This window comes from Campylobacter magnus (assembly GCF_028649595.1).
Lineage (GTDB): Bacteria > Campylobacterota > Campylobacteria > Campylobacterales > Campylobacteraceae > Campylobacter > Campylobacter magnus.
The window spans coordinates 139522-164776 of record NZ_JAQSLK010000004.1 but is presented as its reverse complement, the minus strand read 5'-3'; the positions used below and the strand labels follow the sequence as shown (position 1 = coordinate 164776).

General features: G+C 37.6%; 28 protein-coding genes and 1 tRNA gene. 14 read left to right on the top strand and 15 right to left on the bottom strand.

What is annotated here, in order from left to right:
* Positions 1–263 precede the first annotated feature (263 nt).
* Both PTQ34_RS06340 and PTQ34_RS06335 read left to right on the top strand, forming a co-directional pair.
* Positions 264–407: a hypothetical protein gene (locus PTQ34_RS06340; RefSeq protein WP_273932693.1), complete on the top strand. Its 144-nt coding sequence runs from the start codon at positions 264–266 to the stop codon at positions 405–407.
* Positions 404–547, top strand: coding sequence for a hypothetical protein (locus PTQ34_RS06335; protein ID WP_273932692.1), 144 nt, complete (start codon positions 404–406; stop codon positions 545–547). The genes PTQ34_RS06340 and PTQ34_RS06335 overlap by 4 nt, the downstream gene beginning before the upstream one ends.
* A 536-nt stretch (positions 548–1083) precedes the next feature.
* On the opposite strand, the gene PTQ34_RS06330 is transcribed toward PTQ34_RS06335, so the two are convergent.
* The 8 genes from PTQ34_RS06330 to PTQ34_RS06295 all read right to left on the bottom strand — a co-directional run bounded on the left by PTQ34_RS06330 (position 1084) and on the right by PTQ34_RS06295 (position 5569).
* Complete coding sequence (locus PTQ34_RS06330; protein WP_273932691.1) at positions 1084–1248, bottom strand: hypothetical protein; 165 nt, start codon at positions 1246–1248, stop codon at positions 1084–1086.
* A 403-nt stretch (positions 1249–1651) separates the two neighbouring features.
* Positions 1652–2809: a hypothetical protein gene (locus tag PTQ34_RS06325; protein WP_273932690.1), complete on the bottom strand. Its 1158-nt coding sequence runs from the start codon at positions 2807–2809 to the stop codon at positions 1652–1654.
* Positions 2790–2939: a hypothetical protein gene (locus PTQ34_RS06320; RefSeq protein ID WP_273932689.1), complete on the bottom strand. Its 150-nt coding sequence runs from the start codon at positions 2937–2939 to the stop codon at positions 2790–2792. The genes PTQ34_RS06325 and PTQ34_RS06320 overlap by 20 nt, the downstream gene beginning before the upstream one ends.
* Positions 2940–2941: 2 nt before the next feature.
* Positions 2942–3211 carry a hypothetical protein gene (locus PTQ34_RS06315; RefSeq protein WP_273932688.1) on the bottom strand — a complete coding sequence of 90 codons (270 nt, stop codon included), beginning with the start codon at positions 3209–3211 and terminating at the stop codon, positions 2942–2944.
* A 4-nt stretch (positions 3212–3215) separates the two neighbouring features.
* Positions 3216–3434, bottom strand: a complete 219-nt coding sequence (locus PTQ34_RS06310; protein WP_273932687.1) for a hypothetical protein — start codon at positions 3432–3434, stop codon at positions 3216–3218.
* Between the two features lie 2 nt (positions 3435–3436).
* Positions 3437–3718 carry a helix-turn-helix domain-containing protein gene (locus PTQ34_RS06305; RefSeq protein ID WP_273932685.1) on the bottom strand — a complete coding sequence of 94 codons (282 nt, stop codon included), beginning with the start codon at positions 3716–3718 and terminating at the stop codon, positions 3437–3439.
* Between the two features lie 403 nt (positions 3719–4121).
* A complete protein-coding gene (locus PTQ34_RS06300) occupies positions 4122–5300 on the bottom strand; it encodes a tyrosine-type recombinase/integrase (protein ID WP_273932684.1) in 1179 nt (392 codons plus the stop codon).
* 191 nt (positions 5301–5491) lie between these two features.
* Positions 5492–5569, bottom strand: a tRNA-Met gene (locus tag PTQ34_RS06295).
* Positions 5570–5638: 69 nt separating this feature from the next.
* On the opposite strand from PTQ34_RS06295, the gene PTQ34_RS06290 reads away from it, so the two are divergent.
* The 4 genes from PTQ34_RS06290 to PTQ34_RS06275 all read left to right on the top strand — a co-directional run bounded on the left by PTQ34_RS06290 (position 5639) and on the right by PTQ34_RS06275 (position 8112).
* Positions 5639–6370: a hypothetical protein gene (locus PTQ34_RS06290; protein WP_273932683.1), complete on the top strand. Its 732-nt coding sequence runs from the start codon at positions 5639–5641 to the stop codon at positions 6368–6370.
* Positions 6371–6378: 8 nt separating this feature from the next.
* The gene (locus PTQ34_RS06285) at positions 6379–6585 is read left to right on the top strand and encodes a hypothetical protein (RefSeq protein WP_273932682.1); all 207 of its coding nucleotides are present in this window, start codon (positions 6379–6381) and stop codon (positions 6583–6585) included.
* A gap of 653 nt (positions 6586–7238) precedes the next feature.
* Positions 7239–7757: a type II secretion system protein gene (locus PTQ34_RS06280; protein ID WP_273932681.1), complete on the top strand. Its 519-nt coding sequence runs from the start codon at positions 7239–7241 to the stop codon at positions 7755–7757.
* A gap of 232 nt (positions 7758–7989) precedes the next feature.
* Positions 7990–8112 (top strand): hypothetical protein, encoded by a 123-nt coding sequence (locus PTQ34_RS06275; RefSeq protein WP_273932680.1) that lies wholly within the window; start codon positions 7990–7992, stop codon positions 8110–8112.
* Positions 8113–8233: 121 nt separating this feature from the next.
* Here PTQ34_RS06275 and ruvC read toward each other — a convergent pair whose 3' ends face one another.
* Positions 8234–8713: a crossover junction endodeoxyribonuclease RuvC gene (gene ruvC, locus PTQ34_RS06270; protein WP_273932679.1), complete on the bottom strand. Its 480-nt coding sequence runs from the start codon at positions 8711–8713 to the stop codon at positions 8234–8236.
* Between the two features lie 94 nt (positions 8714–8807).
* Here ruvC and dnaA point away from each other — a divergent pair, with 94 nt between their 5' ends.
* From dnaA to PTQ34_RS06230, 8 genes are all read left to right on the top strand, one after another.
* On the top strand, positions 8808–10115 hold the full coding sequence (dnaA, locus tag PTQ34_RS06265) for a chromosomal replication initiator protein DnaA (RefSeq protein WP_273931050.1): 1308 nt from the start codon (positions 8808–8810) through the stop codon (positions 10113–10115).
* Positions 10116–10245: 130 nt separating this feature from the next.
* Positions 10246–11313 (top strand): DNA polymerase III subunit beta, encoded by a 1068-nt coding sequence (gene dnaN, locus PTQ34_RS06260; RefSeq protein ID WP_273932677.1) that lies wholly within the window; start codon positions 10246–10248, stop codon positions 11311–11313.
* 8 nt (positions 11314–11321) lie between these two features.
* Positions 11322–13634, top strand: coding sequence for a DNA topoisomerase (ATP-hydrolyzing) subunit B (gene gyrB, locus PTQ34_RS06255; protein ID WP_273932676.1), 2313 nt, complete (start codon positions 11322–11324; stop codon positions 13632–13634).
* Between the two features lie 20 nt (positions 13635–13654).
* Positions 13655–14041: a DUF4878 domain-containing protein gene (locus PTQ34_RS06250; RefSeq protein ID WP_273932675.1), complete on the top strand. Its 387-nt coding sequence runs from the start codon at positions 13655–13657 to the stop codon at positions 14039–14041.
* Positions 14042–14754: 713 nt separating this feature from the next.
* Positions 14755–15168 (top strand): preQ(1) synthase, encoded by a 414-nt coding sequence (gene queF / locus PTQ34_RS06245; RefSeq protein WP_273932674.1) that lies wholly within the window; start codon positions 14755–14757, stop codon positions 15166–15168.
* Between the two features lie 9 nt (positions 15169–15177).
* Positions 15178–16401, top strand: a complete 1224-nt coding sequence (locus tag PTQ34_RS06240; RefSeq protein WP_273932673.1) for an HD domain-containing protein — start codon at positions 15178–15180, stop codon at positions 16399–16401.
* A 405-nt stretch (positions 16402–16806) separates the two neighbouring features.
* On the top strand, positions 16807–18159 hold the full coding sequence (locus PTQ34_RS06235; RefSeq protein ID WP_273932672.1) for an MATE family efflux transporter: 1353 nt from the start codon (positions 16807–16809) through the stop codon (positions 18157–18159).
* A gap of 669 nt (positions 18160–18828) precedes the next feature.
* Positions 18829–19509 (top strand): hypothetical protein, encoded by a 681-nt coding sequence (locus PTQ34_RS06230; protein ID WP_273932671.1) that lies wholly within the window; start codon positions 18829–18831, stop codon positions 19507–19509.
* Between the two features lie 453 nt (positions 19510–19962).
* Here PTQ34_RS06230 and PTQ34_RS06225 read toward each other — a convergent pair whose 3' ends face one another.
* The 6 genes from PTQ34_RS06225 to PTQ34_RS06200 form a co-directional block, all read right to left on the bottom strand.
* On the bottom strand, positions 19963–20931 hold the full coding sequence (locus PTQ34_RS06225) for a DUF2603 domain-containing protein (protein ID WP_273932670.1): 969 nt from the start codon (positions 20929–20931) through the stop codon (positions 19963–19965).
* The gene (gene argF, locus PTQ34_RS06220; protein ID WP_273932669.1) at positions 20855–21778 is read right to left on the bottom strand and encodes an ornithine carbamoyltransferase; all 924 of its coding nucleotides are present in this window, start codon (positions 21776–21778) and stop codon (positions 20855–20857) included. Before argF ends, PTQ34_RS06225 begins: the two co-directional genes overlap by 77 nt.
* Before the next feature lie 113 nt (positions 21779–21891).
* A complete protein-coding gene (gene hemB / locus PTQ34_RS06215) occupies positions 21892–22854 on the bottom strand; it encodes a porphobilinogen synthase (RefSeq protein WP_273932668.1) in 963 nt (320 codons plus the stop codon).
* 45 nt (positions 22855–22899) lie between these two features.
* Positions 22900–23523 carry a MotE family protein gene (locus tag PTQ34_RS06210; RefSeq protein WP_273932666.1) on the bottom strand — a complete coding sequence of 208 codons (624 nt, stop codon included), beginning with the start codon at positions 23521–23523 and terminating at the stop codon, positions 22900–22902.
* The gene (locus PTQ34_RS06205; RefSeq protein WP_273932665.1) at positions 23513–23944 is read right to left on the bottom strand and encodes a flagellar export protein FliJ; all 432 of its coding nucleotides are present in this window, start codon (positions 23942–23944) and stop codon (positions 23513–23515) included. The genes PTQ34_RS06210 and PTQ34_RS06205 overlap by 11 nt, the downstream gene beginning before the upstream one ends.
* Positions 23941–25200 (bottom strand): adenylosuccinate synthase, encoded by a 1260-nt coding sequence (locus PTQ34_RS06200; RefSeq protein WP_273932664.1) that lies wholly within the window; start codon positions 25198–25200, stop codon positions 23941–23943. Before PTQ34_RS06200 ends, PTQ34_RS06205 begins: the two co-directional genes overlap by 4 nt.
* Between the last annotated feature and the right edge of the window lie 55 nt (positions 25201–25255).

The window sequence follows — 25255 nt, the reverse complement described above, 5'->3', positions numbered from 1 at the left end:
AATAATTTTAAATAATAACAAAAAAGCCTAAAATTATTGCTATTTCGTCATTTCAGTAAGTTTGAATAATTTTTGATAAAAGAATATTTTTGTGAAATGGTGCCTAAGGGGTTTTAAGCATTGAATACCCTCTAAATACCATAAAAACATTATTTCAAGCGTCTAATTTTTTCAATATACCCGCTAAAATACGAATTCCCACCGCCATTTACTATTATTTACTATTGCTAATTTTATCATAATTTCTAAAATAAAATCGGTTTTTGGCTTATACTTGGTGGAGATTTTTGCTAGGTGTGAAAATCTTTTTTTTCACTGCCATACACTCGCAAAAAGTGCCAAATTTGGCTATTTTTTTTAAGGTTAGCGTGCTTTTTGGCTTGGATATAATCTCAAAAAGGGTGTGAAAATCTTTTTTAAAATGCGACTATTTCATCATTTCAGGCTATTTTGTGTGTCGTTTGTATTGAAAACTACAATTTTCAATACAAAAAATTATAAAAGTCCTTCAAATGATGAAATAGCCGTGCTTTGTGGGCTTTGTTAATTTTGTCTTTTTTGCTTTAAGGTTTAGAGATTTTCACACTTAGGGGTGGTCTATGTGAAAATCTCACGGCTATTTTGTGAATTTTTTTAATGGTTTCAAGGCTTGTAGAATTATAGCAAAAAATCTTAGGTTTTATACTAAAAAAGCAAAAATTCTTTTTCAGTGGTTAAAGCTCGCTCGCTCTCTTACTCTTATGTTAGATTGCTCTTAGTCTAGGAGCGTGCTAATGCTGTGGCAAATTACTCTTAGTCTATGCTTTCCCAAATGTTGCTTATTCTTTCCCAAATATACGCTTAAATGCTTGAATACTCGCTTTTGTCCTTTGTAAAAGCTTTCCACTTATGCTAGATTGCGCCTTGATTGCGTAGGTGCTATGTATGTTTTCGCAAATGCTGTGTATATTGTCGCAAATATAGGCGCAAATGCTGAAATGCTCGCTTTTTGCTTTTGCGACAATTTATCCCTTAATGCTGTGGCAAATCTCTCATAAAAGCAAAAATCTCTTTTAAGCTATCTAGCAGGCTCGCTAATCGCTTTCAGCCCTTTTGCCTTATGTTGTATCGCATTGCTATACTTTTAGCGATTGTAGCGAGCGATTTTTTTAATGCTTTTTGCGTGGTATGAGTTAAGGGCTGTTTTTGTGCTTTTGAAACTACTATTCCAGCTAATGCTGTTTTTATGGTGCTTTGAGATAGTTTCACTCTATGAAACTATGATGAAACTATTGAAACTAAGTTTCTTTTATTTGCGTGTATATCGTGCTTTGAGATAGTTTCACTCTTTGAAACTACTATTTTTAAAAAATGATGAAACTACTCGCAAACGCTGTTTTTATGGTGCTTTTAGGGCTGTTTAGTTTCAATAGTTTCAGCTAGTTTCAAACAATGAAACTATTCTTAAATGCTGTTATTTTCGTCTTTGCTCGGTTTCTTAGTTTCAAGTTTCTTTATTTTTTTTTTTTTTTTTTTTTTTTTTTTTTTTTTTGAATACTATATTAAATAAAGGGTAGCTTAATAAGACAAAAATTGTCTTATTAAGCTACTTTTAAAATATAACCTAGAATTCATAAATAAGAATTCTAGGTTTATGAGCTTTTAGCTGTGGTTAGTTTGCTATCGGTTCATAAATGACAGGCTCGCTGTCTAGCTTTTTGCTTTTGAGCTTGTAGTAGGTATTTACGCCCTTTTTGTATGTTTCTATGAGCGAGCTAAACTCGGTGGTATCTTTGAGCCTGTAAAGCTGTGTCTTACTTATTACACTCTCTAACTCGCTCGCAGTCTTATCGCCTTTGCTTAACTCTGCTCTAATCGCTCGCAGTGCTTCATTTTGGCTGTCGGTAAAGCCGTCCACGCTATCCAAATAATCGCATTTGAATAGCCGTTCACCCAGTGGAGCAGTCAAATCAAAGCTAAACGCAAAATAATCGCCGTTCCCGTGTCTATCCTTTGTAGGCTCTACATTTAGCAAATCTTGGTTTTTTAACGGCTTTGATATCAGTGTAAAATAGTCAGTTTTGCCTTCTAACTTATGAGAGCCTGCATAGTTTCTTTTTCCTGTGCCATTGTCTTTGGTTAGGTGGTTTAGGTAGAATATAGACGCCCCTTTGTTTGTGAGCGGTCGTAAAATGTTAAAGAAAATCGGTTGAATAATCTCAGCTTTCCCAGCGTCAAACAAATCACTAAGACTATCTATAACAATAGCAGTGTCTTTTAAGTCGATATCGCTACTAAGTAGCACAAACTCTAACAAAGCCAAAAAATCGCATTTATAAATGAGCGTTTGAAGTCTATCGGCTTTGCCTTTTAGCTCGCTGTATAAAGGCGCATTTATTCCACTTTCTAGCTGTTCGGCGGTGTGGTTTTTTTCTAGCGTGGCAATGTCTGCTTTTATGTTTGCTAGCTCGTTTTGGCTTTGTGTTAAGATTATCTCATCAGTAAGCACAAAAAAGCTGTCTAGCTGTTGGATGAATTGCGCTTGATTGCGCTTTTTTAGCGTGGTGTAGTTATTATCTAGGTCTATCCAAATCACGCTTTTTAATTGCTGTGTGTGTAGCAAATAAAGCATAATTTCATTTAATACTAGACTTTTTCCAGTGCCAGCCTTACCATTTAGCGCATTTATGCCTGTCTTTGTAAAGGCGTAAAATGTAGAGAATTTGCCACTCTCTTTGAATTGAAAAAACTCTTTTTCTTTGTTTATTTCTAGTTTTACCATCGTAGAAATCCCGCCTATAAAGTTTAGGCTATTGCTTTGTAATTCCATTGTGTAGCCTTTCAGCTTTTGCCTTGTTTTTGCTTATCAGCTCATAATATCGCCGTGCTATTATTTCGGCTCGGTAGCGTGCTATAATCTCAGCGAATACGCTATTTTTAATGTTGGTTAGAATATCCATTTTTAGCCTTTGTGGTTGAGGTTCATAAGCTCTAATAAATCGGCGTGGTCTGCTTTTAAGTCTTTGATTGTTTGTCTTAGGCTCTCAATTTCGGCTTTATAAAAAGCATTTGCGCTACAAAAAGCCCCCCTTGCTTTTAGCTCGGTTTGTAATTCCATATCGTCAAAAGCTTTTAGGATATCCCTACGGCTTTCAGCGGTGGCGGTTATGATTGTGTTTTTTATGCTGTTTAGCTCTTTTATTGTAAGCTCGTTTTTTGCCTTGATTTCCATTGTTTTACCCCTTTATTCTTTTTTCTAATTCTTGGTTTTTAGCTATCACGCTAGCGCATTTGCTAGCTAGTTTTTTGGCGTGCTTGTTGGCTAATGAAGTAGGGCTTTTGCCACTGGCTTTTTTTTCAGCGTCTTTGACTTCATAGTAGAAAATAGCCCTTTGCTCTATATCTTGGCTAAATAGCCAGTCTAGCACGCTTTTTCTATCGTATAAGTCTAGCATTGCTAGCCCCTTACCATATTGCGTTCAATCCACGCTAGCACATCGCTCTTTTTGTAGCGTATGCTTTTGCCAGCCTTGAAAAATGGTAAAAAATCAGCTCGCAAATTACCGTCTTTGTCTTTATTATAGCTGTCAAATCTCAGCTTAGCTAGGTAAGAATTGCTTACTTTTAGGATTTTTGCGACTTCGTCAGTGGTCAAAAAATCGTTTAAATCAGCATAAAAATCAAGCTCTTTTGGCTCTCTTGTTTGTGTAGCGTGGTCTAGATTTTCTTTGTTACTCATTGTATATCCTTTGTTTTTGGTTTTAATTTGTTAAATTGATTTTGCTTGCTTTGTGCCAAAAAAAAGGATTTTAGGTATAGAATAGAATAAGAAGTAATTTAACATAACTTAAAAAAATGTAATAAGAATACAATTTTTAAGTTTATATTGACTAAACTTAGTATACAATTACTATACCAAAAAAGGATGCTTATTTTTTGGCTAATCGCTTAGTGAAGTGTTCCAGCACTTTACTAAGCACTCTTTTAAATTATCTCACATTTTTTTCCCTTTCTATTGGTTTTTAATTTTACTCGCAATTATAGCGAATTCTTTATTCTTAATGAATTTTACCTAGAATTATAATGTTTTTTTACTAAGAAATCTAATAACTTTTTCTTAATTCTAGTTTATTTTTGTCATTCTAGTCTATCTCACCTAGCAAATCAGCCCAAAACTGATATAACTTAGCTTTTAACCTTTCAAAATTGGCGTGATTGTATGAGCGTGCGACGCTATCGCCTATCTTATGAGCTAAGCACGCTTGAATAATATTATCGCTTAGCCCGTGTTCGTCTTGTCTATCGTTTAAAATAGTGGTAAATGTAGCCCTTACGCCGTGAGCTGTAAAAATATCGCCGCTATATCCTAGCCTTTTTAACATTGCATTTATCGCATTTTCGCTAAAAACTCCGCCCTTTAGACTTTTGAATATATAGTCAGTCTTTTTGTGAGCGTGGACGCTTACACGCTCCAACATTTCCCTTATTTGCCTGCTTAATTGTATGGTGTGAGCCTCTCTCATTTTCATTTTATGCGCTGGTATAGTCCAAATTCCTTTTTCTAGGTCTATCTCGCTCCATTGCGCTAGCCTTGCTTCACTTGGCCGAGTAACATTATATAAAAGAAAAATTGCTAGCCTTTTTAAGGGCGGTGTAGCTCTACTAGCTAGAATTCTTTCTTTTAGCTCTTTTACCTGTGCTAGCTCGCTAAAATAGCTTATGTGCTTTGTCTTTATCTTGGTAAAAAGTGGTTTAATTGCTATTTTGCTAGCTTGATTGATTTCGCAATAATTATATAAAATTGCGTGATTAAATACTGCTTTTAGCACGCCTAATGCTTTCTTAAAGCTCTCTTTTTTTTGCTCTTTTAGGTAGTCGTCTAACGCTCGCATAATATCGCCTGTGCTTATATCTCGCATTCTTTTATTCTCAAAGTCTACAAAATACGCTTTATTGTAGTAATCCCAGCGTGAGAGTGTATCGGTAGCGGTGTGGTCTATTTTGGTAGATATCCACTCTTTAAACACTGCTTTAAAAGTGATTTTTAGGTTATGCGCAGTGGTTTCTTTTGGTATGCTCTCAATTTCAGCCCTTTTGATTTTTGCTAGCTCTCTAGCTTCTTTTAGCGTGATTTTTCCCAGCTCACCTAGGGCTTTGCTAATACGCTTTCCACCATAGCCAAAAACTAGGTTAAATAGCTTTTTGCCATTTGGCTGAATAGTAAGGTAAAGCCCTGCGCCGTCGTTTAATAGGTAAGCTTTATCCCTTGGCTGTGCTAGCTCGCATTGCTTTTGGTCTAGCCTTTCAATCACTTTTGCCATAATCTGCCTTATGATATACGATATTAAAAAAATCTAATATACGCACTTAATATAAGTTTTTTGAATTATAACATAAAAATAAATTGTAATATACAATAATTTTAAATAATAACAAAAAAGCCTAAAATTATTGCTATTTCGTCATTTCAGTAAGTTTGAATAATTTTTGATAAAAGAATATTTTTGTGAAATGGTGCCTAAGGGGAGACTTGAACTCCCGACCTCCGGCTTATGAGACCAGCGCTCTAAACCAGCTGAGCTACCTAGGCACAAATTAAAAATAGAAAGGTTATTTTAAACAAAATTAGCTTATAATTTGCTTTAAAAAAGGAGAAAAAATGAAAAATTTCTTATTTACAATTCTTGGTGGCTTTTTAGCCCTTATTGTTTTCGTGCTTGGCTCGCTTTTTGGCGAGTTTGTAAATGTGCTAAAAGGCTCACAAAGCTCACAAAGCTCTAGTAGCGAACTAGTGATAAACGAACAAATCAGCGCTAGTATAGAGGCTACGCCTGATATTTACATCTCTTATCCTAGCTTTTATGCCAAAAATATCAGCGATGATGATAAAAGCATGATAAATGCTCATTTTAGCGGTATTTTAACGCTTGTTAAAGAAAATGGGCTTTGCACAGGCGGTGCGTATCAAACCTATAATGAAATGAATAAAGATGGTCTAAATTCGCTCTCGCTTAGCTCTGAGTTAGCTTGTAAGTTTAGCGCTAACAAGCTAGAACAATACAACAAACTAATCGCTGATATAGAAAATCTAATCAAATCAAGCGTGGTAAAACTTCATCTAACTGCGATAAATCCAGCATTTAGCGCTGAAGCTGAGGCAAAAAATCAAAGCGAGCTAAAAAGCGCACTTAGCGCAGCAGCCACTAACGCAGCACAAAATCTAAGCAGCGATTTTAACAAAACTTGCGTTTTAAATGAGCTAAACTTTAATGGTGCTAGCTACTACCGCACAAGCCTAGCAGAGGGTGGCGCAGCAGCAAAAATCTCAGCCCCAGAACTAAAAAGCAAAAGCCTAAAAGCTAGCGCAGACGCAAAATATATTTGTAAATGAGGCAAGGCGTGAGAGCGATTATAGCGTCATTTGCGCTGTTTGTTTGTGCTTTTGGAGGCGAGGTTGATTTTTTGCAAAATGACTGCATCAACGACTGCATTAAGTCGTATTTGCCACAAAAACCAAAACCAAAGCTAAAAGCCAAAGATAAAGCAATGTTTAATGGCATTTACAACAACTACCAAGCAAAAGACAGAGTAGAAGGCAAAATGTAATTCTAGGAATTCTAGATTTGGCTTAGGAATTCTAGTTTTTGGGGGTTAGGGGGTATTTTTAGCTTTTTTATAGTTTTAGGAATTCTAGAATTCTCGTCATTGCGAGGCTTTAAAAAAAGAGGGAGCAATCTCGTTCAAAATTCCGTCATTGCGAGGGAGAATTCTAGATTTTAGCGGGGTTTTAGGGGCGGCAGCCCCTAAGGGTTTAGGGCGTAGCCCTTATAAAATTTGCGAGCAGTGGGGCTTGCCCCACTAAAGCGAGCTAAAAAAGAATTCTAAAATTCCGTCAAATTCGTCATTGCGAGCGAAGCGAAGCAATCTCATTCAAAAATTCCGCTTAAAATTCCGTTCAAAATTCCCTAAGCATTGTGTCATCCCCCGACTTGATCGGGGGATCTCATTATAAATAAATTTAGAATTTCTATAGAGATCCTCGGGTCAAGCCCGAGGATGACATAATAGGGAATTCTAGAATTCCTAGTAAAATTTTAGAATTCCCTAGAATAAATTCTAGAATTCCCTAGCAAAAATACTTTAACAAAAAAAATACTTAATAAAACATTAACAAAAGCAAAAAAATAGCTTATTTTAAGTAAAATTTAATAATTAAGATAGTAAGATTGCGCCACATTTAACATTTAAAGGAGTTAGCCATGAAAAAGGGCTTTACAATGATAGAGCTGATCTTCGTGATCGTTATATTAGGAATTCTAGCTAGCGTAGCTATCCCTCGCCTTGCTGCTACAAGAACTGACGCTGAAGTCGCAACTACTGTCGCTAACCTACGCACACTACTAAACGACGTTGCTAGTTACTATGCAGTAAAAGGTGAATTTGGTGCTACTGTTAAATGGAATGAAATTACAAATGTGCCTCTAGAACATGCTGATAGACCAGCGACTGCCAGTGGTGCTGACAATGATGGTATCCTAAAAGTTGGTGGTGAAAACTGTATCGCTATGAAGCTAGTAGATAGACCTGCCACTGGCACTGCACCAGCTTACATTGTCTTTGCTAAAAATAGCACAAATAAAAACAGAGGTGTTTGCAAAGAAGTTCTAGAAGCAGATGTTGTACAAGCTTATTTTGACTCAAGAATAGAAGTACAAGGTCTTGTTTTAAACAATGATAAAGGTGCTATAGCTATCGGCTCAAGCACAACAATTTATTAACAAAAATCATAAGCTAAAATATTTAGCTTAAAAAGCTAGGGAATTCTAGAATTCTTAATTCTAGAATTCTAGAATTCCGTGTGAAATTCTAAAATTCTAAGAATTCTTTGTGATGAGATTGCTTCGCTTCGCTCGCAATGACGGAATTTTTAAATGAGATCCCCCAGTCAAGCTGGGGGATGACATAGTAGGGAATTCTAGAATTCTTAATTCTAGAATTCTAGAATTCTTTTTGATGAGATTGCTTCGCTTCGCTCGCAATGACGGCTATTTTAGAATTCTAGAATTCTTTGTGATGAGATTGCTTCGCTTCGCTCGCAATGACGGAATTTTGAGGAATTCTAGAATTCCCTAAACTAGAATTCCTTAAAATAAAAAATACCCCCTAACCCCCAAAAAGCCTAAGAATTCTAGAATTCTTTGTGATGAGATTGCTTCGCTTTGCTCGCAATGACGGAATTCTAGAATTTCATTTTCTAACGCACAGAAAAAGAATGCGCTAGCGCAATGGCAATAGCATCTGTTATATCAAGAGGCTTAATCTCTTTTTGAATTCCCAAAAAACGCCGTACCATAAAGCTTACTTGCTCTTTTGCTGCCTTGCCATTGCCAGTAACTGCCTTTTTTACTTGCAGTGGCGTGTAGGCTGTGAATTTTCCGTGAAGTTGCATGATTTTAAGCAAAAGCGCACCACGAAATTGCGCTAGTTTTAGCACGGTTTGAGGATTATATGCATAAAATATATCTTCGATTGCGACCTCATCGATTTTATGCTGGCTAAAGATGAGATCAATTCCCTCGCACATCTGCGTGATTTGATATTCTAGACTTTCTTTTGTGATTTTTATTAGCCCAGCTTCAAGTAGCTTTTTTGAGGATGAGACGCCGCCATTTCCACGCTCTAAAAGAGCATATCCGCAGTTTCTAGTGCCAGGGTCTATGCCTAAGATTATCATTGATTTTCCTAATTTTTTTTAGATTATAATAGACTTTTTTTTAAAATTTTGTTAGAATAAGGCTATTTTTTATATTTTCAAAGGGTAAAAATCTGTGTTAGAGGTCGCAAATAGCGTAATAGCAAAGCTATCTAAAAGTGAAGCTAAAAACTACATTTCGCAAATAATTTTTGATGAATCACGCTCAAATAGCTCTGAGGTCGTATTTATCGCACCAAATGCTTTGGTGGCAAATTATATCCGCACAAAATTTTCTAGCCTGATAGCAAATACCTTTGAGAGCCTAATAACACATAAACCAGCTATAAAAATCATCTGCGCTAGCAGCCAAGGCGAGCAAAAAAAGAGCGTACTTCTAGCCCAAAATAAGCAAAACCGCGCCCAAATCTACGAAAACTACACCTTTGAAAACTTCATCGTAGGTCATAGCAATCAGTTAGCCTTTCAAGTCTCACAGATGGTGGCGACAGAACCTGGCAAAAAATACAATCCGCTTTTTATCTACGGCTCAACAGGCCTTGGCAAGACACATTTGCTCCATAGCATCGGCAACTACGCATTAAATCATGGTCAAAATGTGATCTGCGTGACATCAGAGCAGTTTTTTAACGACTTTGTGGTAAATGTGCAAAACAAAACCATGCAAAAATTCAAAGAAAAATACCGCACCTGCGATATTCTTTTAATCGATGATGTGCAATTTCTTGCCCAAGAAAAATCAGAAAAAATTAGAGAAGAGTTTTTTCACACCTTTAACGACCTGCGTGAAAAAAAAGCGCAAATCGTGCTAACTAGCGATAATCCACCAAAACTTCTAAAAGGCTTTGAAGAACGCCTTGTAAGTAGGTTTGAAAGCGGTCTTATAGCAAATATCACCCCACCTGAGCTTGATACCAAAATCCGTATTATAAAGGCAAAATGCGAGTTTGACGGTGTTAGCTTGGATAATGAAACGATTGATTACATAGCTACAAATATGGGCGATAATATCCGTGAGATTGAAGGTGCTTTGCTTAGCTTAAATGCTTTTGCTAGGCTAATGAGCCAAAAAATCACTTTGGAATTTGCTAAAACTGTGATAAAAGATCAAGTAAAAGTGCAAAAAGACAGCAGCAGTATTGATGAAATAATAGCACTTGTAGCAAGTAATTTGAATGTGAAAATCTCTGAGATTAAATCAAAAAGTAAAACTAAAAAAATCGTAGAAGCAAGGCGCATTTGCATCTATCTAGCAAAGAGTTTGACACCAAACTCAATGCCAGCTCTGGCTGTGAACTTTGGGCTAAAAGATCATAGTGCTGTTTCACATAATATCAAAAAAATCAATGAGCTTATGAATAACGACTCAGTTTTTAAAGCTAAAATTGAAGAAATAAAAAACAAAATCTTACAAAAACGGTGAAATTATGTGAAGAGAATTTAAAAGTTTTTCACGCCTAAAATGTAGGAATTCTAGATGTTTTAAGTAGATTTTCACATTTTCACAGGACACAATAACAGCAAAAAAATAAAACTAAATAAAAGGACAAAAAATGAAGTTTACAATAAAAAGACAAGTTTTAGAAAAATACATTTCAAACTTGAATTCCTTTACTGAAAAAAAGGATCAAAGTGCAGTAAACTCACATATTTACTTTAAAATTGATGAACAAGGCTTGGTGCTAAAAGCTACTGATAATGAAATAGGTCTAGAATACCTAGTAACTGATGTAGAGCTAAAAGAAAGCGGAGAAGCCACAGCGCATGGTAAAAACTTGCTTGATATCATAAAAAATCTAAAAGATGGAGAAATCACACTAAGTAGTGAAAATGATAATTTACATGTAAAGCAAAATCGCTCACAATTTAAAATAGCAATGCAAAGAGCAAGTGATTTTCCATTTTTCCCTAGCTTAGAAAATAAAGATAAATTTGATATAAACGCAGGAATTCTAAGCCAAAGTCTAAAAAAAGTAGAATACTGCATAGACCCAAATAATCCAAAATATGAGTTTACTGGTGCTTTGCTTGATATAAAAGAAAATGGCATGAACATAGTAGCATCAGATGGCAGACGCCTAGCAGTATATGAACTAAATATAAGTGCTGGCAAAAACATAAAAATCATCATCCCAAAAAGAGCAATAACAGAGATACAAAAACTACTAACTCAAAATATAGAAATTTTCTATGATGAGACGATTTTGATGGCTAGGGCTGAGAATTTTGTATTCTTTACAAAGCTAATTAACGGCACATATGCTGATTATGAAAGGCTGATTAACTCAAACTTTGCTAACAAAATCACGCTAAATCGTAATGAAATAATAGATGGTATAAAAACAGTAAAACTACTAAGCGAGGATATAAAAATCAGTTTTAGCAAAGAAATAATAAACTTTTCAACTCAAAACCAACTAGGTGAAATCGCTCAAACCGAAACCGAAACAAATCTAGAAATCGCTGGGAATTACGATATAAAAGTAAAATCAAAAAATATCCTAGATTTTTTGGGGGCTATTGAGAGTGATAGCTTTGAGTTTAACTACAACGATGCTGGCATGCCAATCATGCTAAAGAGTGAAAACCTACGCATAATGATAGTTCAAGTATCTAAATAAGGCAAAATATGGAACACAATTACGGAGCAGATAATATCAAGGTCTTAAAAGGCCTAGAAGCAGTTCGCAAACGCCCTGGTATGTATATAGGCGATACAAATATCGGCGGTCTTCATCACATGATTTATGAAGTAGTGGATAATAGCATTGATGAGGCAATGGCTGGCTTTTGTGATACTATAAATGTAACTTTAACGCGTGATGGCTCAGCAAAAATCAGCGATAACGGCCGTGGAATTCCAGTAGCCATGCACCCAACTGAAAAAATCAGCGCAGCCACTGTCGTTTTAACCGTGCTTCATGCTGGTGGTAAGTTTGATAAAGACACTTATAAAGTCTCAGGTGGACTTCACGGCGTGGGCGTCTCAGTAGTAAATGCTCTAAGTAAAAAGCTGATTTTGGATATACAGCGAGATGGATATTGCTGGCATGAGGATTTTGCAGCTGGAATTCCCCAAAATGAACTAAGCCAAGGCGCAGCTACTAAAAAAACTGGCACTTGCGTGGAGTTTTGGCCTGATGATAGTATATTTGAAATAGTAGTTTTTGATAGAGAAATTCTAGCAAAACGCTTTGCAGAACTTGCTTATCTAAATCCAAAAATTACCATAAATTTCAGCGATGAAAGAGATGGTTTTAAAAAGAGTTATCATTTTGAAGGCGGTCTTACTAGCTTTGTTACTGATATGAACAAAACTAATGCACTAAGCAAGGCTGTAAGCTTCTGCGGCGGCGAAGATGATGTGATAGTAGAGTTTGCGCTTCTTTATAATGAAAGTTATAGCGAGAGCTTACTAAGCTTTGTAAATAATATAAAAACTCCAGATGGTGGAACGCACGAGGCTGGATTTAGAGCTGGGCTTACAAGAGCGATTACAAACTACATCGCAGCAAACGCAAGTGCTAGAGAAAAAGATACCAAAATTACAGGCGATGATGTGAGAGAAGGACTTGTAGCAGTAATTAGCGTAAAAGTGCCTGAGCCACAATTTGAAGGGCAAACAAAAGGCAAGCTAGGATCAAGCTATGTAAAGCCAATCACGCAAAAAATGGTTTTTGAAACCTTAGTAAAATACTTTGAAGAAAATCCAAACGAAGCAAGAGCTATAATGAATAAAGCTCTTTTAGCAGCGCGTGGTAGAGAAGCAGCAAAAAGAGCTAGGGATCTTACTCGCAAAAAAGACAATATAAATAGCGTAGGCACGCTGCCAGGCAAGCTAGCAGATTGCCAGAGTAAAGAAGCTAGTGAGTGCGAGATCTACCTTGTAGAGGGTGATTCAGCTGGGGGTTCAGCTAAGCAAGGCAGAGATAGAGGATTTCAAGCTATCTTGCCACTTCGTGGAAAAATCCTAAATGTAGAAAAATCACGCCTTGATAAAATTCTTCAAAGCGAAGAGATAAAAAATATGATCACCGCCTTTGGCTGCGGGGTGGGTGAGGAGTTTGATGAAAACCGCCTAAGATATCATAAAATCATCATTATGACCGATGCTGATGTGGATGGCTCACATATTCAAACCTTGCTTCTCACATTTTTCTTCCGCTTTTTGACGCCGATAATAGAAAAAGGCTATGTATATCTAGCCCAACCGCCACTTTATCTATACAAAAAAGGCAAGAAAAAAATCTATTTAAAAGACGAACGAGCCTTAAATGAGTTTTTAATTGAAACTGGCATAGAAAGCCGTGAGTTTGAGGGCGTGGGCGGTGCTGATTTGATTGATTATCTAAAACTTGTGGCGCAATACCGCTCTATGCTAAATGAGCTTAAAAAACGCTTTAATATAATAAGCGCGATCCGCCATATGATAGAAAATCCTGATCTTATCGGATTGCCTTACCCTGAGCTTTTTGATGAGATTAAGGCTAAGATTGAAAGCGATGGATTTAATATACTAAATAGTTATCTAAATGATGATGAAATTCGCATTTACGCACAAACTGCAAACGGACTTGAAGAGCTTGTAATTAGCGATTTGCTCTTTACAAATGCGATTTTTGAAGAGGCACTTCACATTCATAGCAAGATGAAAGAGCGTGGCTTAGACCTTGGCTCTGATCCGGTTGCTATATTAGATGAGATAGAAGAAAGTGCAAAAAAAGGAGCAGATATACAACGCTACAAAGGTCTTGGCGAGATGAATCCAGACCAACTGTGGGAGACAACGATGAATCCTGAAAATCGCCGCTTACTTAAAATCAGCATAGAGGATATGCAAAAAGCCAGCGATATTTTTGAGTTATTTATGGGCGATGAGGTAGAGCCTCGCAGAGACTACATCCAAGCCCACGCAAAAGATGTCAAGCACCTTGATGTATAAGTAATTTTATAGATTTTAAAATGAAGTTTACAAGATTACTTCTTATTGCTATTTTGACATTTTTTATTACTTGTGGGCAGGACTCACCAGAGGATGTGGCACTAAATGCTATAAAAGCATTGATTTCAGGTAATGATAAAAAGCTAAGCGAGTATTTTGCTCTAGATGAAGTAACAAAAAGCCAAGGTGAACAAAACGCTATAAAAAGCAAGCTAAAAGAAACTAGCCAAGAACTTCAAGAAAAAATAGCCAAAAACGGCGGCTTAAAAGACATACTAGTGCTTAATAGCACAGATGAAGATGATGGCATAGTAGTAGAAATAAATATGCTTTTTAATAACGAAAATAGCGAAAAAAGCCAAGTAAAATTAGAAAAAATAAATGGCAGATGGGCTGTAAGCTTTTAGCTTTGTATAACTAGAATTTCTAGCATAAATCTAGAATTCCCAAGTAAAAATCACTAGGAATTCTAGAATTCCAAAAAAAAGACAGCCCCTAACCCCCAGAAAATCTAGAATTCCCCCAAAAACGCAGATAAAGCAATTCCAGATTTTAGTGGGGTTTTAGGGGCGGCAGCCCCTAATGGTTTAGGGCGTAGCCCTTATAAAATTTGCGAGCTAGGCTAGATTTATCTAGCCTAAAAGCGAGCAAAATTCTAGAATTTCTAAGCAAATTCTAGAATTTCCTAAAAATTCTAGAATTCCCAAGGCAAAAACACCAAAATTCTAGAATTCCTAAGGCTAAATTCTAGAATTCCTACGCTAAATTTGTCTAAGAATTCTAGAATTCCCCCAAAAACGCAGATAAAGCAATTCCAGATTTTAGCGGGGTTTTAGGGGCGGCAGCCCCTAATGGTTTAGGGCGTAGCCCTTATAAAATTTGCGGGGCTAGGGGCAAGCCTCACTAAAGCGAGCAAAAATCTAGAATTCCTAGAGGCTTTTTGCGTTTATATCATTTAAGAATTCTAGAATTCCATATAGAGATCCCCTAAAGGGGCTGGGGGATGACATAGTAGGGAATTCTAGAATTCCCAAGGCAAAAACACCAAAATTCTAGAATTCCCAAAACACTAAATTCAAAAATTTATGCTAAAATCACTAAAAAATCAAAAGGAAATAAAATGCGCTATGGTGAAGAAATAATAAGCAATTTTGATGTAAAAAAAGACCTTGAGCTGTGGGAGAATTCCAGCCCTAACGACTATTTTATCCATATCACCTTGCCTGAGTTTTGTGCGCTTTGTCCCCGTTCTGGCTATCCTGATTTTGCTACAATCAGCCTTAGTTATGTGCCTGATAAGCTAGTTGTCGAGCTAAAAGCGATAAAACTATATATAAATAGCTTTATGCACAGGCACATCAGCCACGAAAACGCTGCAAATGAAATATACAACACGCTTTTTAACGCTTTAAAGCCAAAATACATGGAGCTAAGAGCTGATTTTAACCCTAGGGGCAATGTTAATACCATAATCGAGCTAAACTCAAATCAAAGCGGACAAACTAGCTATAATATCCAAAAAAACACATTTTAAAGAGCAAAAATGATAAATCCTAGCTTAATTGAACATATTTTCAAAGCCGCAAGCATAAGTCGCTGGAATGACTATCCAAAAATGGTTGATATTAACGAGCTTGATAAACAAGCCCATAAGGTGTTAATTGCGTATTTTCTAGCTAAGCTTGAAGGGGATATTAACATGCGAGTTATCGTAGAATACGGCGTTTTTGAGTTTTTAAGCCGTGTTGTAGTAACTGATATTCGCCCAGATGTGCTCCACTACATCCAAAAAAGCAAGGCTAGCGAGCTAAACTCGTGGATAAAAACACAACTTGATAAAATCATTGATAGCGAAAATGAGCTGTTTAAAGAGCGGCTTGATAACTTTTTTAAAGGCGATGATACTTATAAAAAAGAGCGTCTTATCCTAAAAGCTGCTAGCTACCTGGCTACAAAATGGGAGTTTGCGATAGTATATCAAACTAGTAAGTTTTTAGAGGGCATTGATGAGCTAAAAGCAAAGGTAGATGAAGAGATTGAAGATTATTTTGAGCTAGGTAGTATAAAAGAGCTTTTAGCTAGCACAAAGCTTTCAAAGCTAATTGATTTGTGTGGTCGCTTGCGCTTTCAAAGGCGCTGGGCGCAAACACAGCGAATTCCGCAAACAAATGTTCTAGGACATATGCTTGTGGTAGCGATTTTTTCGTATTTTTACAGCCTTGAAGTAAAAGCTTGTGATAAAAGACTTGAAAATAACTTTTATTGCGCTCTTTTTCACGACTTGCCAGAGTCACTTACAAGAGATATTATAAGCCCTGTTAAATACGGTGTAAAGGGGCTTGATGACATCATCAGCGAATATGAAATGAGACTGATAGAAGAGCAAATTCTCCCCCTTGCTCCAGCTAGAATTCGCTCAGAGTTTGCCTACATTTTAGGCGTGCGAAAAGATGGAAATAAGCGCATAAAAAGCGAGTTTGAAAACCGCATAATGCCAAATAACGAAAGCCTAAGCCTAAGTGCTGCGCTAAGTCAGTATAATACAAACGAATACAACGCAATTGATGGTAAAGCCCTAAAATGCTGTGACCGCCTAGCTGCGCTTATTGAAGCAGGACTATCGATTAGCTATGGTGTTCAAACCACCGAGCTAAAAGAGGGCTTTAAACAAACTTATAAAAAATTTGTAGAGAGTCCCACTTGCGAGGGAGTGGATTTTAAGGCGGTTTGTGATACTTTTAAAGAGCATTTTGGCTTAGAATTTTAGAACTTAAATATTTAGGCTCAGCTTGCGGACGCTTTTTACGAATTCTTGCTTGGACAGCCCAGCTTGTTCTGGCGAAACTTCTACGGCAGTTTCCTGCGCAAGCCGCCGATTTGTTTTAGTGACTTGGGCGGCTTGCTTGAAATTCTACCGCAGAATTTCGCCAGCCACTACCGTGGACACAGCCCCACGGCTAGTCCTGCGCAAGAATTCGTAAAAATCGCCTCACAATCTTGGAGCCTAATTGTGGTGTATTTATATGAATTTTAATTTTTATAAATTTATAAGCGAAGTGGCTAGAGAGATAAGTCCTAGCCTTTAACTTCAAGATTATTATAGCAAAAATACTAAATTTTTGTATAATTTTACTAAAGAATTCTAAAATTCCCTAAAAATAAAAGAAAGCAAATGAGTAAGCATCCAGATATTTCAACTTCATTTAAAGCGATTTTTGCGCTGCTGTGGCCGCAAGTGCTGATGATGTATGTTATCTGCGTGATGAATGTAGCACCTATTTGGGCAGCTGGCAAGATGAGTGCTGATGTCTCAGCTGCGCTTGGAGTAAGTATGCAAATGCTCTTTTTATTAGGCGTTATCAATATAGCCTTAAACTCAGGAGCCACCGCAGTCATCAGCCAGTCCATAGGTGCTAAAAAACTTGATAGAGCTAAGTTTTATGTCTTTATGACCTTGCTTTTAAACGCTCTTTTTGGCGTGGGCGTGGGCGTGCTAGCTTATATTTTCTCTGGGCAGATTTTTGCGCTTTTGGGGCTAAAAGGTGCGGCGCTGGATATCGCAAATGAGCTGTGGGCGGTGCTGCTTTTTAGCCTGCCTTGTAGCTTTTTGTTTAACTCAGCTATGGTGGTATTTCGCTCGTTTAGAGAGGTGATTTTGCCACTTATCATTACTATTATTGTTTGTGCTTTTTATTTGTTTTTTATATTTAAGCTTAGTTTTTCTCATTTTTTCATGGGGCGTGAGTATATGGGTTTAGCCTACTCAAATCTTATCTCTCAGGGCATTGCGGCATTACTAGGTGCTTTTGCGCTAATAGCAAAAGGGCATATAAGTGCTTCTTTTTTGCCTTTTGCTTGGCTACGGCTTGCCATGCCAAAATTGCTAAAAACAGCACTTCACTCAGGGGCAACTAGCATAGTTTGGCAAGCTGGTTATATTACTCTTTATGCTATTGTGGGTTTTTTGCCACTGCACTCAAACGAGGCCTTGGGCGGACTTGCCTCAGGGCATAGGGTGGAGAGCTTTATATTTATGGTAGGCGTGGCATTTCACATGAGCGCTAGCGTGGTCGTTGGCAACTGCTTAGGTGCAAAAAGAGCGGCTGAAGCTAGGCGAATTGCCGCTATTTTGGTATTTAGCGGGGCGGCTGTGATGAGCGTGGTAGCAGGAATTTTGTGGTGGTTTATGAGCGATTTGGCAGCTTTCATGAGTGATGATGGCTTGGTGCAGTTTTACATCGTAGAGTATCTTAAATACAACTTTTTAAGCACGCCATTTTCTATCATTTCTACTATTTTTGCTGGGGTGATGATAGGGGCGTCTGCGGCGCATTTTAACTTACTTATTTTTGGGCTTAGCTTTTGGGTTATTCGCATACCGCTAGCTTATGCGCTGGGGCATTTTGTATGGGGAGATGCGACTGGGGTTTTTGTAGCTATGCTTATCTCTCAGGTTATCCAAACAGCACTTATGCTTTATGTTTTTTACCGCGTTGATTGGACAAAATACGCTTTAAAGCACTAGGAATTCTAAAATTCCGTCATTGCGAGGGAGTAAAGCAGAGGGAGCAATCTCTAGGGAATTCTAGAATTTGCTTTTAGGAATTCTAGAATTCCTAAGCCTTGTGTCATTGTCCGGCTTGACCGGACAATCTCTATAAAAATCCTCCGACTTGCGTGTTAGTGTGTCATCCCCCGACTTGACCCTAGGATCTTATCATAAATAAATTTAGAATTTCTATAGAGATCCTCGGGTCAAGCCCGAGGATGACATAGTAGGGAATTCTAGAATTCCTAAGATAAATTCTAGAATTCCCTAAGGATGAATTTAGAATTCCTAGAGATTGCTTCGCTTCGCTCGCAATGACGGAATTTTAGAATTCCCTAAGATAAAAATACCCCCGCACCCCCAAAAAAACTAGAATTTCATATAGAGATCCCCCCAATGACTGCGAGGGCTAAATTCTAGAATTTAGCTTAAAAAGTTCTTTTTTGCTAAAATGCGGATTTTGGTTTTTTAGAAAATGATTGTTTGGTTAAATTCTAGAATTTATAGAGATTGTCCGGTCAAGCCGTACAATGACAATGCGTGGGTTGTTGCTTTGTTTTTGTTGTGGCAATGTGAGACTGAATTCTAAATTTAGAATAAAGTTATAATAAATGGTTAGATTACTCTTTTTTAAAAGGTAGTATTTTGTTAGTTTTGATTTTTTTATTTTTTCTAGGTTCTTTTATCTTTTTAATTTTGATTTTCTCTTATTGTTGGGCTGTGATTATATTTAGGCTTTTTGGCACAGATAGTAAAAGAGATAAAATTATTAGATTTTTTATTTACATAGCTATTTTTTATTTTGCTTTTAGTATTTGGGGTTTTCTTATTGATATATTTATAATTTTATGGATTAAGGATTTTAAAAGTAAGGCTATTTATTTTCGTTTAAAGTGGCTATTAGGTAATGTTATATTTGCTTTATCAATTCCTGTGTTTGTATATACTGCTTGGCAAATAAATATTCCTCAAAATATTTTTTTAAATATAGGTAATTTGCTATTAAATCAAAATGGTTCTAGATTTGAAATTGTAGATAAAAATTTTAGCAAAGAAAGCGATTTTTCTAGACAAGATACAAGGGAATTTTTGCTTTGTAACGAGAGGGGAGAATTTTGCCCTTTATTTAGCCTAGAATATCCTATTTTTGACATATACGCTGAGTATAATGGAACTAAAAAAAATATCGCAAAAGAATATGCGGTAGTCTATAAAAATAGCTATATTGTCCGTTTGCTAAAATATCTTATGCCAAGTAATTACTACTTAGAATATAGTGTAGGTGATTTTGAATATATAAAATTTAAATTAAGGAGTAATCAATGAGTAACAATATCTCATTAAACGAAGTAAAAAATGGTGCCTTTTTGGCTAGTGAAAGTTATAAACATGCTGTAGATAAAATTGAAAATTCCAAAACTGAAATTTAAAAAATGGAATAATCACCAACCCTGCTACAAATTCTAGTTTTGAAGTTATCGACCAAACAGAATCTGCTAATGGTTTTAGCACTACTGTATTTAGAAATCCCCCAAAGAGGCTGAGGGATGATATAGTGGGGAATTCTAGAATTCCTAAGGCAAGGCAAATCTAGAATTCCTAGAGATTGCTTCGCTTCGCTCGCAATGACGAATTTAGGGAATTCTAGAATTCCCTAAGGATGAATTTAGAATTTCTAGAGATTGCTTCGCTTCGCTCGCAATGACGAATTTTAAGGCTTAATAATGAGATTGCTTCGGTCGCTTTGCTCCCTCGCAATGACGCAGGGAATTCTAGATTTTATTCTCCAGCAATAAAGCTTGTCATATCCACAAAAAGATTTGGATGTTCTTGCTTGATTTTAGCAATTAGCTTCTCAAGGTCTGGTTCTTTGGCAAAATTACCGCGCGCTAGCTCGTCCATCGCCACACGCCAAACATCACCAAAATCAATAGGCATATGCTGCCAAATGCTGCGCTCCAAGCGTAGCTCAAAGCTTTCTTTTTGAGCTGTGCGCAACATGCGAAAAACCATATCCAAAATCTCAGCTGGCATAAATATATAAGGCTCTTCGTTTTTTATCGCAAACCACGGAGATTTAAAGTTTTTCGTGCCATTTACGATGCGAACTCTAAGCTCGTTTGAGCTAACTTCTTCTATATCAAAAGTGATGCGCTCTCTATCGCTGATGCCAAGAGTGTGGCTTATGTTTTCAATGATTTTTAGCGAGTTTATGAGCTTTTTGCTAGTGGAGTCGCTTTTTGCTAGTTCTGTGCTTTTTTGATTGTTAGCTTTTTTTATGCTATCAAAAGCATGAGCGCTACTTGCTTTTTGGCTCTTGGGGCTACTTTTTTCTATAGCGCTTTGGCGTTTGGCTTTGGCAGGATTTTGCCTAGGTGTGATTTTTGGCTTTTTTAGCTCTTCATTTTCCACGCTAGTAGGCAAGCCAAAAGTGCTAGTTAGAGCCCCTATATTCTCAGCTTTTTTAGTAGCTATTTTACTCTCAGTTTTGCTAGCTGGCTTTTTAGTAGCAGTTTTTGTGGCTGTTTTAGCAGCAGGCTTTTTAACAGCAGTTTTTGTACTAGCCGTGCTACTTTTGCTAGCGGCAGCTGACTTTTTGACAGCAGATTTAGCGGCTGTTTTAGCGGCTGGTTTTTTAACAGTAGTTTTTGTAGTTTTTTCGCTCATTTTTTCACCTATTTTGATCGCACCAGACCATGATGCCTTTTTGGGCGTGAAGGCGGTTTTCAGCCTCAGCAAATATCTCATCAGCATGGCTTTCAAACACCTCTTCGCTCATCTCATATCCACGATACGCTGGCAAGCAGTGTAAAAACACGCTTTTTTTGCCACTCATCTCCATTAGCTTGCTATCTATACAAAAGCCCTTAAAATCAGCGATACGCCCTTCTTTTTCATCTTCTTGCCCCATTGAAATCCAAGTATCAGTTACTACTACATCAGCGTTTTTTATAGCTTCTTTTGGCTCATTGCTTAGGCTGATTTTTGCACCACTTTGCTTTGCCCAGCTCTGCGCTATTTCAAGCACTGCGCTACTTGGCTCGTAGCCTTTTGGCGTAGCGATTGCTAGCTCAAATCCTAGCTTGCCAGCAGCTTCAATGAAGCTATTTGTCATATTATTTCCATCGCCTATGTAGCACATTTTCATCTTTTCTATATTTAGGCCAAGCTCTTGTAAGGTTAGCAAATCAGCCATGACTTGAACTGGATGAAAATCATCGCTAAGCCCGTTTATCACAGGCACGCCTGAGTATTTAGCAAGCTCTTCAAGGTCGCTTTGTTTATAGACGCGCGCCATTATCATATCCACCATGCGACCAAGCACACGCGCAGTATCTTTTACTAGCTCACCTCGCCCTAGCTGGATATCCTTTGAGCTAAGAAAAAGCGGATGCCCGCCAAGCTCGATCATACCAACCTCAAAGCTAACTCTCGTTCTAGTTGAGCTTTTTTCAAAAATCATAGCTAATTTTTGATCTTTTAAATAAGGCTTAAATTCCCTTGCCTTAGCTTCTTTTTTTATCTTGCTAGCAAGCTCTAAGATGCTTAAAATTTCAGCCTTGCTAATATCTGCAAAATTTAAAAAATGTCTCATAGTAAGCCTTTTAGTTTATAATCATTGTCTTTTAACTCATTTAAAATTTGAAAATTATTAGAAAAAATAATTTTCATTTGCCACTTGCTGTTTTGTGTAGCTGCGTGCTAAAACTACAAAATTTTTGCCACTTCTTTTGCGTGATAGCTTATTATCATATCAGCTCCGGCTCTTTTTATACCTAGCAAGGTCTCCATCATCACTTTTTCATAATCAATCACGCCAAGTTTAGCCCCAGCTTTTAATAAAGCATACTCGCCACTTACATTATACGCGCAAAGCGGCAGTAAGCTACGCTCTTTTATATCACGGATGATGTCTAAAAAAGCAAGTGCTGGCTTTACCATTAAAATATCAGCGCCCTGAGCTTCATCTTCTAGGCTCTCTCTTATTGCCTCAAAGCGGTTTGCGCTATCCATTTGATAGCTTTTTCTATCCCCAAAGCTTGGGGCTGACTGCGCCACATCACGAAATGGACCATAGTAAGCACTAGCAAACTTCGTAGAATACGCCATCACAGGCAAGTTCTCAAAGCCATTTTCATCCAAAGCCTCCCGCAAACAAGTAATAATTCCATCCATCATTCCACTTGGTGCTATCATATCTGCGCCGTTTTTTGCGTGGATTAGGGCTTGTTTTGCGCTGATTTCTAGCGTGGCGTCATTATTCACAGAGCACTCATCTAAAACTCCGCAGTGTCCGTGATCTGTATATTCACAAAAGCAAAGATCAGTAATAACAAGCAAAGAGCTGCCAAACTCAGCCTTTATAGCCCTTAGCGTGCGAGCGATTATCCCATCATCACTTAGAGCGTCACTGCCTACGCTGTCTTTTAAGCTTGGAATTCCAAAAAGCAAAATGCTCTTTATCCCAAGGCTTTTTAGCTCGTAGCATTCTTTTAAAATCTCATCAATGCTAAGCTGAAAAACGCCTGGCATGCTTGCTATTTCATTTCTTACCCCCTCTCCTTCAACCACAAAAAGCGGATAAATAAAATTATCCAAATCAAGTCTAGTCTCACGCACTAAATCACGCACCAAAGGATTTAGCCTAGTTCTGCGAAGTCTATTAAACATTTTTGCTCCTTTTTATAATTATAGCAGAGGAAATTCTAGAATTCCCTAGTTTGTGCTAGCATTTTCATCGCCATTTTGCGATGAATTATCTTTGCTAGAATTTTCATCAAAAATCTTGCCTTCTTTTATAAGATTTGTTAGCTCCACAGCCTTAGCAGCGTCCATTTTAGCTAGCACGGCTGAGATTTTCTTTGCTTCCATGCGGTATAGTAGCTTTGCAGCGTCTGTGGCATCCATAGCGCCAAGCACCTCAGCGATTTTTCCATCTTTCATTTTGACATAGGCTTCAAGCATTTTGTCGTTATTGCCTTTTTTTAGCTCGTTTAAAATCGCTTCATTTTTGGCTAGCATATCGGCTACTTTTGCCTCGCTTTTAGCATTTGCCTCACTTATATTTTGCTCTTTTTGAGCAATTAGCGCAAGTGTGGCATTTAGCTCGGCTTCTTTGGCTAAAAGCTGAGCTTGGCGCTCATTAAATAGCCGTTTTGTAGCCTCCCTGTAGCTATCAAGCTCTGATTTTGCGGCTTCTAGTTTTTCATATTCGCTTAAAATCTGCTCCCTTTTTTGCGCTGTGATGATCTGCTCATCTGCGCCAAAACTAAAACTAAAAGCACAAAATAACAAAAATAATCTAGAATTCCCCAAATTAAAAAACACCTTAAAACTCATTTTCTTTATTCCTTCTAAAATACCCCATAACAGCGATTTCATCAAGCTGGGCTTGATTTTTCTTTTCAATCTTTTTTAGCATATTTTTTACTTCTGTATTGTGTAAAAACTTTATTTTCTCGCATTCTTTGTAGGCTTCTTTATACTCGTTTTCTAGTTCTGTGATTTTGCCATTTGCTGCGATGATTTTTTGTTTTAAAAGCTCGCTTTCATCGATGCGCTGTGCGTGAGTAAAGCTAAAAAGCTGCATAGTGCCAAAATCGCCTGAGCTAGGGAATTCCTCGTGCGCTAAATCATCTTTTATGCTAGCAAGCTGGGCTTCAAGCGAGCTTTTGTGTGAACGAGCATTAAAAAGGCGAATTTCAATATCGCTCATTTTTTGCTCTTTGATTTTTAGCACGGGGCTGTATTTGCTTTTCATCTTATTATAGTGTCGTTTCGCTCTGGGCTAGTTGAGATTATACCTACTTTTACGCCGGTTAGCTCTTCAATTCGCTCTATGTATTTTTTAGCATTTGCTGGTAGCTTTTCAAAGCTGCGAATGCCTGCTATACTATCCCAGCCATCCATTTCTTCATAAATAGGCTTAGCATTTTCTAGATCACTTGGGAAGTAGTTTATGCGCTCTCCTTTATACTCGTAGGCTACGCAGATTTTGACCTTAGGCATACCATCAAGCACATCAAGCTTCATCAGCGCAAACTCATCGCAACCATCTAGCCTAGCTGCATATCTGGCGCACACAGCATCAAACCACCCAGTACGACGCCGCCTGCCAGTTGTAGTGCCAAACTCCCTACCTACCTCACAAAGCCTATTGCCGTCGCTACCAAAGTCCTCGCTAGGAAAGGCTCCATTGCCCACTCTTGTGGTGTAGGCTTTTACTATGCCTATTACTTTGCCTAAATCTTTTGGGCTTAGTCCAAGACCTGTACAAGCCCCAGCAGCAATAGTGCTAGAGCTAGTCACACACGGATATGTGCCATGGTCAATGTCAAGCAAAGTGCCTTGCGCTCCCTCGCACAGCACCTTTGCGCCGCTATCAAGCTTGCTCCAAAGCAGCTGAGTGGTATCAGCGATAAATGGAGCTAAGATATTTTTATACTCGCTAAACTCTTTTTCTAGCTCGCTTTGATTTGGGAATTCTAGATTTAACGAGCTAAAATACGCCTTGTTTTGCTCAAAATCAGCTATGATATCGCTAGCTAGCTTAGCTGGGTTTAATAGCTCGCCTACTCTATGACCTGTGCGACTGATTTTATCGCTGTAGCTTGGCCCTATGCCTTTTAGCGTAGTGCCTATTGCGTTTTTGCCTTTGGCTGCTTCTTTTGCCTTATCTATTTGAGAGTGAAATTCTAGATTTAAATGCGCTCTATTTGAGATAAAAAACCTACCCTCAAACTGCGAAATATCGCCAAATTGCTTTAACTCTTCAATTAGCACGGCTGGATTTAGCACGACGCCGGTGCCGATTATATTTGTAGTATTTTTGTGTAAAATTCCGCTTGGCACCAGATGAAGTGCGTATTTTTTCTCACCCACTACGATAGTGTGACCTGCGTTATGTCCGCCGCCACTACGACAAACTACATCGTAGTTTTGGCATAGCATATCTACGATTTTGCCTTTGCCCTCATCGCCCCACTGGATACCTATTACTAAATCAGCTTTGTTCATTTCTCATCCTTATAAAGTTATTAAAAATCTAGAATTTCTAGGAATTCTAGTTTTA

Bases quoted from the DNA above. Each gene is read 5' to 3' on its own strand.
- PTQ34_RS06225 (WP_273932670.1), bottom strand. From the start codon at position 20,931: ATGAGATATTTGCTGAGGCTGAAAACCGCCTTCACGCCCAAAAAGGCA.
- PTQ34_RS06250 (WP_273932675.1), top strand. From the start codon at position 13,655: ATGAAGTTTACAAGATTACTTCTTATTGCTATTTTGACATTTTTTATT.
- PTQ34_RS06320 (WP_273932689.1), bottom strand. From the start codon at position 2,939: ATGGATATTCTAACCAACATTAAAAATAGCGTATTCGCTGAGATTATA.
- PTQ34_RS06325 (WP_273932690.1), bottom strand. From the start codon at position 2,809: ATGGAATTACAAAGCAATAGCCTAAACTTTATAGGCGGGATTTCTACG.
- PTQ34_RS06240 (WP_273932673.1), top strand. From the start codon at position 15,178: ATGATAAATCCTAGCTTAATTGAACATATTTTCAAAGCCGCAAGCATA.
- PTQ34_RS06200 (WP_273932664.1), bottom strand. From the start codon at position 25,200: ATGAACAAAGCTGATTTAGTAATAGGTATCCAGTGGGGCGATGAGGGC.
- ruvC (WP_273932679.1), bottom strand. From the start codon at position 8,713: ATGATAATCTTAGGCATAGACCCTGGCACTAGAAACTGCGGATATGCT.
- PTQ34_RS06235 (WP_273932672.1), top strand. From the start codon at position 16,807: ATGAGTAAGCATCCAGATATTTCAACTTCATTTAAAGCGATTTTTGCG.
- PTQ34_RS06290 (WP_273932683.1), top strand. From the start codon at position 5,639: ATGAAAAATTTCTTATTTACAATTCTTGGTGGCTTTTTAGCCCTTATT.
- PTQ34_RS06205 (WP_273932665.1), bottom strand. From the start codon at position 23,944: ATGAAAAGCAAATACAGCCCCGTGCTAAAAATCAAAGAGCAAAAAATG.
- PTQ34_RS06305 (WP_273932685.1), bottom strand. From the start codon at position 3,718: ATGAGTAACAAAGAAAATCTAGACCACGCTACACAAACAAGAGAGCCA.
- hemB (WP_273932668.1), bottom strand. From the start codon at position 22,854: ATGTTTAATAGACTTCGCAGAACTAGGCTAAATCCTTTGGTGCGTGAT.
- PTQ34_RS06280 (WP_273932681.1), top strand. From the start codon at position 7,239: ATGAAAAAGGGCTTTACAATGATAGAGCTGATCTTCGTGATCGTTATA.
- PTQ34_RS06210 (WP_273932666.1), bottom strand. From the start codon at position 23,523: ATGAGTTTTAAGGTGTTTTTTAATTTGGGGAATTCTAGATTATTTTTG.
- queF (WP_273932674.1), top strand. From the start codon at position 14,755: ATGCGCTATGGTGAAGAAATAATAAGCAATTTTGATGTAAAAAAAGAC.
- PTQ34_RS06300 (WP_273932684.1), bottom strand. From the start codon at position 5,300: ATGGCAAAAGTGATTGAAAGGCTAGACCAAAAGCAATGCGAGCTAGCA.
- dnaN (WP_273932677.1), top strand. From the start codon at position 10,246: ATGAAGTTTACAATAAAAAGACAAGTTTTAGAAAAATACATTTCAAAC.
- PTQ34_RS06310 (WP_273932687.1), bottom strand. From the start codon at position 3,434: ATGCTAGACTTATACGATAGAAAAAGCGTGCTAGACTGGCTATTTAGC.
- PTQ34_RS06315 (WP_273932688.1), bottom strand. From the start codon at position 3,211: ATGGAAATCAAGGCAAAAAACGAGCTTACAATAAAAGAGCTAAACAGC.
- gyrB (WP_273932676.1), top strand. From the start codon at position 11,322: ATGGAACACAATTACGGAGCAGATAATATCAAGGTCTTAAAAGGCCTA.
- argF (WP_273932669.1), bottom strand. From the start codon at position 21,778: ATGAGACATTTTTTAAATTTTGCAGATATTAGCAAGGCTGAAATTTTA.